Source organism: Pseudoneobacillus rhizosphaerae, assembly GCF_917563885.1.
Classification (GTDB): domain Bacteria; phylum Bacillota; class Bacilli; order Bacillales; family Cytobacillaceae; genus Pseudoneobacillus; species Pseudoneobacillus rhizosphaerae.
In genome coordinates, this window is the sequence record NZ_CAKJTG010000015.1 from 1 (window position 1) to 13,699 (window position 13,699).

Below are 13,699 nucleotides of genomic sequence, written 5' to 3' on the forward strand. Positions count from 1 at the left end.
TCATCAACTGTTTCACATTGACTAGCTAATTCCCTAATTGTCATATCCCAAAATTTTTGCATAATTGATCATCTCCTTAATTGGCAAGTATAACCATTTACACAAAATTTTAGACGTTCTCGCGATATGCGCGGAAAAGGCAGGGATATGTGCGGGATAATCAGCGATATGCGCGGAAAAGGCAGGGATATGTGCGGGATAATCAGCGATATGCGCGGAAAAGGCAGAGATATGTGCGGGATAGGCGGCGATCATCAATTGTTCACTATAATTACCCGCCACATTTCCAATATTAATCCCATCACCGTAAAGGTAACCACATGATATCCCGCATTAGTAAAAATCCTCTATTTATCTCATCTTACCCAGAAATCAATGCCAATAGGAGTTCTCAAATGGTACGTATATCACATAGCCAAATAACGAGTTCATATATTTTCATCACGCCTTGTATTAATATTGAAATTCAATTCATACAATTGTAACAACCTGTCCATTTAAGAAAGGGAAGCGATTGGATGCCTTCAATACTAAGTAGAAATGAAAAGTTTTATGTTTTTACCAATTTTATATTTTTATATATCAATGTCCTAATCACATTCAGTTTGATCTACCTGTTATTAGATATCTTTCAGTTAGGTCCGTTAATCAATCGCTTTTCAATAAATGACCCTACCATATTACTTTCTGATAAATTACTAAATTCCTTACATTTAAGTGCAAAAACCTTATTTTCAGATAGCTATAGTTACATTATTCCATTTGGCTGGTCTCGCGTGGTTGCCTTTATTGAAGGAACAGTAGGGTTTATTCTGCCCGCTTTTATGATGCTTAAGTTCCTCCCGTTAGGAAATGTAAAACTAGAGCGAAACAAGCCATCGAGCTTGATCTTCAAGCTTCTTTTACGTTCCCTTTTTGTAACTATAGGTGCTCTATTTGTTTCTCTAGCGTTAGAGATTTTCTTAGTGCCAAATAAGATTATTGATGGGGGAATTGTTGGGATCTCGATAATGATGTCATTTTTAACAGGCATAAAATTAGAATTATTTCTATTGATCTTAAATCTGCCATTCCTTTATCTTGGATATAAGCAAATCGGTAAGAACTTCGTGGTGACAACGTTATTTGGGATCAGCATGTTATCGGTAGGGACACTAATTCTTTATAATGTACCTGTACCCACAGATAATCCGCTTCTTGCCTCACTGTTTGGAGGAATCTTTTTAGGAGTTGGGGTAGGAATGGTCATTCGACATGGTGGGTCGTTAGATGGGACAGAAATTTTAGGGATTTTAATTAATAAAAGATCCCCTTTTTCAGTCGGAACGATTGTCATGTTTTTAAATGTATTTATCTTTAGTACAGCAGGGTTTGTGTTCGGTTGGGATAAAGCTCTTTATTCCTTATTTGCCTACTACATTGCTTCTGTGATGATGGATATCACGATAAAAAGGTTTCATTAAAATTCAACTTCCCATTGGAGGATGCAAATGCTATGAAGGACAGTTTCGTTTAATTCCCACACGAGTCCGTCCTTCATCAAGCTTATGAAGGACAGTTTACTTCTTTCTCACACGACTTTTGTCCTTCATCGAGCTTGTGAAGGACATTTTACTCTTTCCCACATGAGTTTTGTCCTTCATCAAGCTTGTGAAGGACAGTTTGTTTGCTGGTACACCCTTTTTTGACCCTTATAATAGGAATCTTCCACCTTACCTAAATAAAAATGCACACGAGAACTTCTCTCGTGTGCATTACATTACCCATGTGTAATCTCGTTTACAAATTATGGAAGAACAAACGAATCACGTCAGCGCCACCTATCAACGTACCAAGTGATCCCCCTATGTTTGTCAGTACGACCATTAACAGAACCCGCGTCACTTTATTACGCCAAAAGCCTTTAATGGAAAAAACATCTTCAGATAACGTTTCAAAGTCACGCACGCTCGGACGATCAAAATAAGCTTGAACAATCCCCGATACCCAACCGGCTGCAAGCAGTGGATGTAAGGCCGTAATCGGTGCCGCTAATAGGGCAGACAAAATTGCAAGTGGATGACCAAAGGCTAGTGCAGCTCCAATTGCTGCCGATATTCCAGTCCAGAGTATCCAGCTAATCGCTTGATCCATCCCTGCAGATGGATTAAGGAAAAAGGTAGCCACTATAATGGCAACGATAAGCCCTGGAATCACCCAACCAAGGACTTTCGGTGCCTTAGACTTTGGCTTCGTTTTATTTAAAGCTTGTAAATCATGTTCCTTGTGTATTTCTTTTGTGATCCCTGGTACATGCGCTGCACCAAGTACTGCTACAATCTTCTCACCAGGAGCTTCTTTAATTTTTTGAGCTAAGTATTGGTCTCGTTCATCAATTAATGGTTTCTTAAGTTTTGGAAATGCCTCAGAAATTTCAGCAAGCATTGCATTTAGCGTATCCTTTGATTTCATTTTCTCAAGCTCTTCTTCTGAAATCGATTCTTTATTGAAAATACTATAAATAATCGATGTCAGAAGCTGACCTTTCCCCCATAAACCAACATTACTCCATATCCGGGAAAAAGTTATTTGGATATTTCGGTCAGCTAACACAAGCTCAGCACCCGTTTCTTTCGCCGACTCAATACCTTGAATCATTTCTTGACCCGGCTTTGTATCAAGCTGCTTCGCTAAACGGTTTTGAAACGAAGAAATCGCCAAATTCATTAATAGCAAGCTTGCCTTTTTATCTTTTATGACCTTAAAAATATCCTGTTCCTTCCACTTGTTGCCTTCCATAATCGACTTATAGCGTTGTTCATCCAATTCGATGCAAACCGAATCAGGACGCTCCCGTTCAATAACTTCTTTTACCTGCTCAGCACTTTGTTTCGAAACGTGAGCGGTACCAATTAAGATGAATTCCTTACCATCCAAATGAATTCTTGTTATATTCTCTTCTGTCATAATCTACTTCCTTTAGAAAACATATTTTCAATTACATTCTTTATAAAAAAAGGCAATACTGAAAAATCAGCTTGCCTCTTTTTTTGTCTATTTAAAATTATACACTTTTAGTCGTTCATTTTCAGTCTTTTTCTTTTCGAATAATTCATGTATTTCCACTTAATTACAATAAATGATTATTTTCAAACAAAAAAAGACACATTCAGTGTCACATACAAAAAAAGTCATCGTTCAAACAAGGGGTAGCATTTCCCGCCCCTCATATTATTAGTATAAAACAAAGAATATTATAAGTCTATTTATTTTTTGAATTATCTTATAATATTACATTACTTGGCCGAGAAACTAATAAAAGGAGGATTTTCAAGCTTGAAAATTCTATCATGGGATCTTAATCTTAAAGTCAGACTAGTTGGTGAGGCGCTCTACAATACATTATTTTGGATGTACTTTCCGTTTTTGACCTTGTACTTTAGCAAAACATTTGGAATAACCATTGCAGGTTTACTGATGTCCATTCCACCACTGATTGGAATCGTCGGAAGTCTTCTTGGAGGCTACCTTTCCGATCACTTAGGCCGCCGTGCAACTATGTTATATGGCGCACTTATGCAAACAGGAATGTTCGCCTTATTTGCCTTATCGATATCAGATTGGGTCGATTATGTTGCCTATATCGGGATTAGCCTAGGAGGAGCTATTTATCATCCTGCCAGCAATGCTATGGTAGCAGACCTTACACCGGAGAAGGATCGAAGAAAGGTTTTCGCCACCTTTGTTACTGCGATGAATATTGGATGTGTATTTGGGCCCTTGCTTGGCTCTGTTTTTTTCTTTCAATATCGGAGTGAACTGCTTTGGACTTGTACATTTGTTACCCTGATCTATTTCATTGCTATCCTACTTTTGATTCGGGAGACTGTACCCGAATCAGCTAGAAAACCAGACCACTCTACTAGATTAAGCTCCATCTTTAAGGAACAATGGAAAAACTATCGGGTTATCTTTTTCGATAAAGTCTTTGCTCTATATATCCTAGCTGGTATTTTTGTCACGATAGCGTTCCGTCAATTGAATATGTATTTGGCCATTTATGTGGAAGATTATGTCCCTGCCCAAACACTATTCTCTTGGAAGGATTGGTCCTTTGAGCTTAGCAGTATGGAGGTGTTCGGCTGGATTATGGGCTTGAATGGGCTTATGTTCGTTCTTTGTGTTATCCCTGTAACCAAATGGTTTGAACATTGGAGTGACCGTAATAGTCTCATTCTTTCTTCCTTCCTCTTTGGACTTGGCATGTTTTTAGTCGGACTAACGACGAATGTGTGGTTATTATTTGGATTCGTGATCATTTTCACGATTGGAGAGATTTTGAATGGGCCGGTTTCAAGTAGCTTTGTAAGCAAGTATGCACCTGAGGATGCTAGAGGCCAGTATATGGGAGCGTCAAATCTGCAGTTCTCAATCGGACGTTTCTTTTCACCATTGACCCTTATTCTTTCTACTTGGTTACCAGCAGTAGGAGTATTCGGATTCATCTTTCTATGTACTTTAATCAGTATCCTTATTTATCTGAAATTATTCCAAAACATCCCTAATATGAAACAGCTTGAGAAAAAAGCCATTCAGTGAACATTCCCCCATTATTAAAATGGAAAAATATGTGTATAATATAAAAAGTAGAAGTTATAGTATTACTTCTACTCTTTCCAAGGTTTAGTAACTACGAACATTTATAGAAGGAGCTCTAGTTATATGAAAGGTTTATTAGAAAATATTAATCAGATAATCCATCAATCTATGAAAATAAATAACATTCCTGGAGCAGCAGTTGCTGTTATTAAAAACAATGAGGTTATTTTATCTAAAGGGTATGGTCGTACTACTGTTGAGGAATGGGGAGTTCCAATTCGTTCTAATACACTTTTCCGTATTGCATCTGTAAGTAAACTTCTTACTGGGACTGTTTTGATGATGTTAGTGGAAAAAGATCTTATCGATTTGGATAAACCCGTTCAATATTATGTTCCTTGGTTTACAGCAGAGGACCAAAGGCTTTCTAAGTTTATTACGATTCGTATGCTATTGTCTCATTCATCTGGTCTACCAACCGGCGGTGACATAAGCATCCATTACATGGAATCTGGATTGGATCATTACATGAAGGAAGTTGTACCAACATTACCTATACTTTTTCACCCAGGTACTGCTTATTCCTATGGCAACCATGCGCTAAATATCGCGGGGTACATTGCAGAGCATGTAACCAATAAGTCATTTTCTTCACTTATGCAGGAAATGCTTTTCGACCCTTTAGGAATGTCTCAAACAACTTATAATCCGTTAAGAGCTATGACCTATCCATTGGCTTTACCTCATGATAAAGACATTAATGGCAATCTAACCGTATCACATCAATTCTATGATCACTCGGCAAGTTATCCGTCTTATTATGCCTTTTCTTCGATACAGGATCTTATCCATTTCGCAAAGATCCATCTCCAAGAAGGCTTTTATTCAAACAAACAAATTCTTAGTTCATCTTTGGTTAAAGAGATGAGAAATCAGCAGAGTAGATGGTACACCTTAAATGACGCTGGTTGCGGGATCACTTTTTTTCAAGAAAAAAAAGATGGTGTCGAACGTTTCTGGCATTATGGGCAATATAGCCATCAGTATTCAAGTCAGTTTATTCTTGTTCCAGAAAAGGGAATTGCCGTTATTGCATTGGCGAATGGGGAAAATATCTTCCAAGCTGGATATGAGATTATTGACGAGTTACTAAAGGAAGAAAGTAATGATGAGATGGGTTTAATAGACGTAACCCATTCAGACAAACTTTATTATCCTATATTTGAAGGCTCATATTTACATAGCTATTACGGACTGTTTGAACTCTATGAATGTTCAGGAAAAGCATATATGAAGCACAATGAACAGTCATTTGAATTAATACAGCATAGCAAAGATACTTATATTGCTAAGGACGATAGCGATAAAGCCCAATTCACTGTTGGTTTTCCAACCTATGAGGCAGATCAAACCATTAAATCTATCGTTGTAAACAGCAAGGCATGCCCGGAATTCAAACAGGGATACATACAGAACCCCACTGATTGGCAAAATTGGGTTGGCATTTTCAGTGATGGAAGAGAAACATATGAAACTTTTATACAAGGTGAGTCTTTCATCATCAGGGACCATCAAATGAGTACCAATTTGATTGCTCGGGCAATTGAAAAGAATTTATTTCTAACCAAGGAGTTCGGTCTAATCCGTTTTATAGAGATAAAAGGAATTGTTAACTTAGAATTTGACTATGCATGGCGTTACCCTAAAAAAATTCAGTAAGAAGTCTAAAGTACACAGGTTTCTCTTGATTAATTGTGCACTTTAGCTATTACTTATGTTAAAGGGATTGAAGCCCTCTTTACAATTGCTGTATGGTTGCAACGTGAGCACGAATTTTTATTATCATTCATTTAGTGACAGTGGTTGAAAATGATAGTGTTAAAGCAGCTTTTTTTAGTAGGAAAGGAAGTGTTGTTCGTGGGAACTTTTATTGTCGTTGTACTTCTGTTATTCCTAATCCCAGGTCCTGCTGTTTTTTTAACCATTTCTCAAACTATTAAAGGTGGCAAGAAGAATGGAATTGTAACAGGATTGGGAATAGCAGTTGGGGACTTGCTACATACTTGTGCTTCCGTTCTTGGACTATCGGCTATTTTAATGACATCGGCCCTTGCTTTTGAAATCGTTAAATATCTAGGGGCAGCCTACTTAATTTATTTAGGCATTAGTACTTTAATTGATAAATCTAAAAAGGTTGAGAAGCCAATTGGGAAGAATGTAAAGACCAATGGTTCATTTCATCAGGCTTTGTTGATTGAATTACTAAACCCTAAAACTTCATTATTTTTCTTAGCTTTTCTACCCCAATTTGTACAGAATAACAGCACTCCCGTGACCATTCAGCTTTTATTACTTGGGTTAACATTTGTATTAATGAGTATAATCTATACTACCATCCTAGTATTTCTAACCAGCACACTAGGTAACAAGTTAATCATTAAATCTACCCAAAGTACAAAATGGCTTGAGAAAGTAGTCGGTATCGTGTACATTGGTTTGGGATTAAAGTTAGCTTTACAAACACAAGAATAACCTTAATTGGGATGTCAATTATTAGGACATTTCTTAGTAACCAGGGGTATTTAAAATAAGCGGAGGTTTTTCGGTTAAACTGCCAAATAGGGCTTGGTTCGGGGATATAAGCGGAGTTTTTCCGGTTAAGCAAAGCGAAATGATCCATTATGACGTTTTTTGAGTAAATAGCCGGAATCCTTCCGTCTATATAAGCTATTTTTCAGTGTTATTTCGTAATTAAGGGAAATTTCTCCGCTTATTTATCACCACGTGCTGACTCCCTTCTCTTGTTCCTTGAGGATTCGCTCTTTAGTGTCAAAAGAACCCATCATAACTAAAAAAGGCGTGTCAAATCTGTTGTCAGATTGCACGCCTTTTTCATTGCCATTTATAAGATATGCGCCTCAAAACGGAACGGTTTACGCCATTAGATGGGAGGGTTCTTCGTATTAAAAGTCCTTACTGTTCCGCTTCCCACCGTGCAATTTCCTCGCGAACCCGTGGAGCTACTTCTTTACCCAACAGTTCAATGGCTTTCATAACATCTTCATGAGGCATGGAACCCACTGGTACATGCAGCATAAAGCGTGTAATTCCAACATTCTTACGAAGATGGATGATCTTCTCAGCAACATATTCTGAATCACCTACATACAGCGCTCCTTCAAAACTACGTGCTTGATCGAAGCTAGCACGGTCATACGGACCCCATCCACGTTCTTTACCAAGTACATTCATGACTTGTTGGGTAGGGGGGAAAAATTTATCTGCTGCTGTTTGGCTGTCTTCTGCAATAAAACCGTGAGAATGTGAGGCAATCGGCAGTTTGGAAATATCATGGCCTGCTTGAGCTGCGGCTCTCTTATAAAGCTGAACTAACGGTGCAAACTGGACCGGACGTCCACCGATAATCGCCAACACAAGCGGTAGTCCCAGCATACCTGCCCGAATGACAGATTGTGTGTTACCTCCGCTTCCAATCCATACAGGTAAAGGGTCCTGAACGGGACGCGGATAGACGCCTAGATTGTGAATCGCTGGACGATGCTTACCACTCCAAGTCACTTTTTCGGATTTTTGTAATGTTAATAATAAGTCGAGCTTCTCATCGAAAAGTTCATCATAATCTCTCAAATCATACCCAAATAACGGAAACGATTCGATAAAAGAACCTCGACCAGCCATGATTTCTGCCCTTCCATTTGAAATTCCATCAAGTGTAGCAAAATCTTGAAATACTCGTACTGGATCAGCAGAAGACAGCACTGTTACAGCACTTGTTAGCCGAATTCGTTTCGTTTGGGATGCAGCAGCAGCCAATACTAGTGCTGGAGAAGAGGCTGCAAAATCCTCACGATGGTGTTCTCCGACACCAAAAACATCTAACCCAACTTGATCAGCTAGAACAATTTCTTCCACTACCTCACGAAGTCGCTGTGCATGACTAATTACTTCACCTGTTTGAACATCTGGTGTAGTTTCTACAAACGTACTTATACCTATTTCCACTAAGTATTCCTCCTATCTCACATCCATTTTTAACACGACAGACGTAATCTTTTGAAAGTTAATATCTCTATATTGAAGCTTCCTACAATCTTTTTCAAGTTTCCAGTACTTTAGTCACCAGTTAAATATATGGCCTTGTTTTTCACATAATTAGTTAATAAATAGAAGATTATAAAAGAATACTATCATTTTCATAGGGAGGTACTTCATGAAGAGGAAAGCACTTTCAATGATTATCCTCATTACTATTACCCTTTCTGTTTTGTTTGTAGCCAACGGCGGACAAAATACAGAAGTACAAGCATTTTCAAATCAAGTGCTTCGCCAAGGCTCTGTAGGGGAAGATGTCATTGAGCTGCAATCACGTCTAACTTATAATGGCTACTTTAAAAGTAAGATTGACGGTGTATTTGGCTGGAATACATATTGGGCTGTACGAAATTTCCAATATCAATTTGGACTTCCTGTCGATGGAATTGTAGGTGCTAAAACAAAGGCCATGCTTGTGAGAGCAACAAAATATGTAAAGCCAGGTACATCAGGTAGTACCGGTACCACTGTACCAAGCGGATACTCTCAAAATGATATCCAACTAATGGCAAGAGCTGTATACGGTGAAGCGCGTGGTGAATCCTATACAGGTCAAGTGGCGATTGCCGCAGTTATTTTAAACCGTATTCAAAGTGCTTCATTTCCAAATACGATTGCAGGCGTTATTTATGAACCAGGTGCATTTACAGCAGTTGCAGATGGTCAGATTAATTTGACACCAAACGAAACGGCAAAGAAAGCCGTGATAGATGCCATAAATGGATGGGATCCTACCGGTAATGCTATTTATTATTTCAACCCTGCTACCGCCACTAATAAGTGGATATGGAGTCGACCACAGATTAAACAAATCGGAAAACATATATTTTGCAAATAAAAGGAAAGGACTAAGGCGATTTGCTCTTTCCAAATCACCTCAGTCCTTCCTAGTAAGAAAATATTCCTAGAGTTATATTTCATTAAGGATAATCATGATAATACTAGAATAAGCTAGAAATCTCCTCTATAATCAGGTAATTTGACCTTCTAACCAATTTCCTTCTTATATTATAATTAGGTAAAATACCAATGTTTCCGAAGGTGAGGGGTCAAAAATCATCAATGAAGAAGTAATTTATGAAGGTAAACTCTATACTGTCTATTATAAATACGATTCTGGATACTTGGAAATAAAGGAAAACGAAGGACTATTTTCAATAAAATTAGTGCATCAAAGAGAGGTCACATTCAAATAAAAGCCCTTCTAATTGAGAAGGGCTTTTATTATTTTCTTATTTAAGCCATTACCTTACACAATTGCTTGGAAAATCGTTAAGACTATTCCAATAAAGAAACCACAAATCGCTCCATTTACTCGTATCCACTGTAAATCCTTACCGATATTGTTTTCCATTAAATCGATAAGCGTTTCGTTATCTAATTTTTCCAGGTTTTCTTTAACTAGAATACCAATTTTGGCATGGTTATGATCGATAAAATGGAAAATTTGTTTTTGAATCCAATTTTCAATGCTGTCGATTTTTTCAGGCGTCTCTTCCATTTTATCTAAAAGATTTCTAATAAATGAAAGCACATACCTATCAATAAATTCTGCATCTTCGGTAAGAAGAAGTAGTTTACTTTGAAGCTGCTCTAAAATCCTTGTAATTTGTTCGGCAGGGCTCCAATTATTAATTAGCGACTCTTTCCAATCATTGATTGCCGCTAACAGCTCTTCTCTATCTTGCACACTTACTAACTCTTTGCGAATTCGCGTAAGAATCAGATGGCGATAGGGATTATCACTTTCTTGTAAGAGGACGATTCTTTTCAGGATAAAGGGTTGAAGGAGATTACCAAGCTTTTCAGCGTTTATTAAATTGCTGAAGGAATTAATCGCCATCTTTAAAAAGCCATCTGCTTCTGTATTATCTAGCAATTGTTTCGCCATAATACCGATTTTCACCTTTGTTTCTTCTTTTTCCATCCACTTTTCAGTCTCTACTAGAACATAATCCAAAGCTTTTTCATCTAATTTTTTATTGATAACTTGATGAACCATCGACTCCAGAAAACCTGTCACGTTTATAGAACGTATATTTCTCTTTAACTCTTTTTCTATAAATGGGGTTAACTTTTCTAGATTAGCCTGGCTTACTGCCTCAAATAACAGCGAACCTATTGCCTTATTTAGACTATTTGTCGATAATTCCTTCTTAGCGATTTGCAATAATTTGTCCGTAAATTTTATCTGTTTAATTTTTCCCTGAATGCTCTCTTTCGTCAGCCAATCATTTTCAAGCATCGAAATTAAAGCCCGAATCATACGATTTCGATTTTTTGGAAGTAATGCCGTATGAGGAATTGGAATACCAAGAGGGTGGCGAAATAGGGCTGTAACAGCAAACCAGTCTGCCAGTCCACCTACAAGTCCAGCCTCAAAACCTCCTTGTAATAGTCGGCCAATGAAATGGTCCTGAAAAAAAGTAGTGATGAGAAATCCTGCACCCATAACCACTAATGAAATCTTTGCAAAATACTTTGATTTTCTTTCTCGTTTTTTCATCATAACTTCCCTCAAATAGTAATTTTGGATAACTTTACCTTAACATAACAGAATACAAGGCTACCTGCAATTAAGCGCTATATGACCTTCTTAATTATCGGTATGATGGAAATGATATATGACAGAATAAGGCAAATTACAAAAACCGTCATCCCTATAAGTGGTATTGTAATAAGTAAATGATCATTGTATAAAAAGTTAAAATGAGTGTTTCTCATAGAGATACCTAAAAAATACGGATGGATTAAATAAACGCCAAAGGTTAATGAACTGATTTTTGTTAGTACCTTTGTATTTTTCATTTTGAAATTACAATTGTATTTAAAAAATATAAAAATCGCGATGGACATCAATAATACATTAGGAGAATTATACGTATAAAAGATGGGAAAGAAAGTACCACCTTGCTCTTGGGTATAATAATAAGTCCCATAGAAGGTAATAAAATAGCTTAACAAGCCTAAAACATAAATCAGCAGCCTTTCCATCCTTGAAAAATCTTTAGTGAATAGCACATAGCCTAGTAAAAAATATCCTAAATAAATTCCAAATGGGCCAAAAAAGTTAATTTTTAATAACGGAATTATACCATTCAAAAAGGGAAATAAAGAACAAAAGAAAAACCATACGAGAAGAACAAATAGATTAATCTTTTGGGAAGAATGTTTCACAAATAAAATTAATACGGGCGAAAATAGATAAACCGCAATCATGGCATAAAAAAACCACAAATGCCCAGCAATCGCATTGTTGGCAAATTTAAGGATAAATTGCGTAATATCAAAGCCTTTATTATTAATATAAAAATAAATGACACTAAACACCAAAAAGGGAATTAGTATTTTATCAAATCTCTTTTTCAGAAAAAAGGTTAAATCAAATTCCCTTTTCGAATTCAAGAGAAGTGCACCACTGATCATAAAGAAAATAGGCACACACCATCTTGTAGCGCTATCAATTAAGTTTCCATGCATAAATAGAGTCATTTCACCCTCAGCCATTTTTTTGAGTAGTGGTGCAGCAGCATGCAGGACGATGACAGCAAAGGCAGCAAAAACCCTTAAAAAATCCATATAAATGATTTGTTCCTTTACATTCTCTTTCATAAAAAACCCCTCAAATTGGGATTCAATCTGTATATTCTACATTGTCTTCCTTTTAGAAATACTATACCGACTGAATCCATTTATAAATAATAATCTACTTATATTCTACCATAAATTTCTATTTTAACTCCATGTTGATAATGTACGTATTTTTATTATATTTCAAGTTCGTAAAGAGAGAAATATGCGTCAAGGACCGAAAAGTTCTTAGACATATTTGTTATTGAAAAAAAGGCAAACATTTAATTCTTAAAAAATACTGGTAACAATGTTAGAAATTACAATTTTAAAAGCATAAGATTCTTATTTAGTAACATTCATGTAATGTATAGGTGTTACACTTCAAAGGTCATACTACTGGACTTCAGGCGTTTTAAGTAGGATTACTAGGACGATATTCTTCAATAGATTAGAAATATTATCGCAATATAATTGCCATTAATGTAACCGAACTAACATCTCCCTGTTCTTTGTTTCACAAAATTCCATGTTACGATTATGAAAATTAGCAACCAAAGAACATGGAGGGTAAAAGAATGCTTAAGAAAATACAAACATTACTAGCAGTTGCTGTACTCTCAGGAACTGTAAGTGCTAATGCACAGGCTGCAACTGTCACAGTAAAAGAAGGGGATACCTTATCTGAACTATCTAGCCTACATAATACTTCTGTAACAGAGATTAAGAAATTAAATCAGCTTACTTCTGATGTGATTAAGCCTGGTGAAGTTTTAGAGCTTGAACAGAAAAAGGTTTATACGGTTAAACAAGGTGACACTATCTGGAACATCGCCAAAGATCACCAAGTTAGCGTAAAACAAATGAAGAAGTGGAATAAATTAAACTCCAACATTATTCGTCCAGGAAAAAAACTATTAATCTTTGATGATATTTCGAAAGAAACTTTAACAATAAAGCCATCCTCTACAACGGTTAAAAAAGTATCAACGCCAAAAGTGCAAACACCTAAGAAAAGCACAAAGGTGATAACTGTAAAAGCCACAGCGTATACAGCATCGTGTAAGGGCTGTACAGGTATAACGAAAACGGGATTTAACCTAAAAGCGAATCCGAATAAAAAGATTATCGCGGTTGATCCGTCTGTCATACCGCTTGGTACTATAGTGCATGTAGAAGGCTATGGAAAAGCTATCGCGGCAGATATAGGTGGAGCAATTAAAGGCAAACGAATTGATGTCTTTATTCCCACAAAAAAAGCTGCCATTAATTTTGGTGTAAAACGTTTGAAAGTAACTATATTAAACTAGATTATCAATCTGAGAAACACTGTAATCCTTATGAATCATGGGTTGCGGTGTTTTTTTATTTTTTTACGCAATCACCAATTACACAAACTTTTCATTACTTTCCTTGATTTGGGTCAAGGAAAGTAATG

Annotated in this window: 9 protein-coding genes and 1 pseudogene; 6 read left to right on the forward strand and 4 right to left on the reverse strand. The window is 36.7% G+C overall.

Annotated features, from left to right (window positions below; all coding sequences use genetic code 11):
* Nucleotides 1-827: 827 nt before the first annotated feature.
* Nucleotides 828-1,457, forward strand: a pseudogene (locus tag LRP83_RS13570) (YitT family protein); the annotation flags it as partial.
* 322 nt (nt 1,458-1,779) lie between these two features.
* Here the strand turns inward: LRP83_RS13570 and LRP83_RS13575 are convergent.
* Entirely contained in the window at nt 1,780-2,946 is a 1,167-nt protein-coding gene (locus tag LRP83_RS13575) for a TraB/GumN family protein (protein ID WP_230497242.1), read from the reverse strand.
* A 369-nt stretch (nt 2,947-3,315) separates the two neighbouring features.
* Here LRP83_RS13575 and LRP83_RS13580 point away from each other — a divergent pair, with 369 nt between their 5' ends.
* The 3 genes from LRP83_RS13580 (at nt 3,316) to LRP83_RS13590 (ending at nt 7,110) form a co-directional block, all read left to right on the forward strand.
* A complete protein-coding gene (locus LRP83_RS13580; RefSeq protein WP_230497243.1) occupies nt 3,316-4,578 on the forward strand; it encodes an MDR family MFS transporter in 1,263 nt (420 codons plus the stop codon).
* Nucleotides 4,579-4,701: 123 nt separating this feature from the next.
* Nucleotides 4,702-6,297, forward strand: coding sequence for a serine hydrolase domain-containing protein (locus tag LRP83_RS13585; RefSeq protein ID WP_230497244.1), 1,596 nt, complete (start codon nt 4,702-4,704; stop codon nt 6,295-6,297).
* A gap of 198 nt (nt 6,298-6,495) precedes the next feature.
* Entirely contained in the window at nt 6,496-7,110 is a 615-nt protein-coding gene (locus tag LRP83_RS13590; RefSeq protein ID WP_230497245.1) for a LysE family translocator, read from the forward strand.
* A 441-nt stretch (nt 7,111-7,551) separates the two neighbouring features.
* On the opposite strand, the gene LRP83_RS13595 is transcribed toward LRP83_RS13590, so the two are convergent.
* The gene (locus tag LRP83_RS13595; RefSeq protein WP_230497246.1) at nt 7,552-8,601 is read right to left on the reverse strand and encodes an LLM class flavin-dependent oxidoreductase; all 1,050 of its coding nucleotides are present in this window, start codon (nt 8,599-8,601) and stop codon (nt 7,552-7,554) included.
* 208 nt (nt 8,602-8,809) lie between these two features.
* Here LRP83_RS13595 and sleB point away from each other — a divergent pair, with 208 nt between their 5' ends.
* On the forward strand, nt 8,810-9,529 hold the full coding sequence (gene sleB, locus LRP83_RS13600; protein ID WP_230497247.1) for a spore cortex-lytic enzyme: 720 nt from the start codon (nt 8,810-8,812) through the stop codon (nt 9,527-9,529).
* Between the two features lie 411 nt (nt 9,530-9,940).
* Here sleB and LRP83_RS13605 read toward each other — a convergent pair whose 3' ends face one another.
* Complete coding sequence (locus LRP83_RS13605) at nt 9,941-11,200, reverse strand: DUF445 domain-containing protein (RefSeq protein ID WP_230497248.1); 1,260 nt, start codon at nt 11,198-11,200, stop codon at nt 9,941-9,943.
* A 74-nt stretch (nt 11,201-11,274) separates the two neighbouring features.
* On the reverse strand, nt 11,275-12,303 hold the full coding sequence (locus tag LRP83_RS13610; RefSeq protein ID WP_230497249.1) for an acyltransferase: 1,029 nt from the start codon (nt 12,301-12,303) through the stop codon (nt 11,275-11,277).
* Between the two features lie 536 nt (nt 12,304-12,839).
* Between LRP83_RS13610 and LRP83_RS13615 the strand changes: the two genes are divergently transcribed.
* On the forward strand, nt 12,840-13,571 hold the full coding sequence (locus tag LRP83_RS13615) for a LysM peptidoglycan-binding and 3D domain-containing protein (protein WP_230497250.1): 732 nt from the start codon (nt 12,840-12,842) through the stop codon (nt 13,569-13,571).
* Nucleotides 13,572-13,699: the final 128 nt, after the last annotated feature.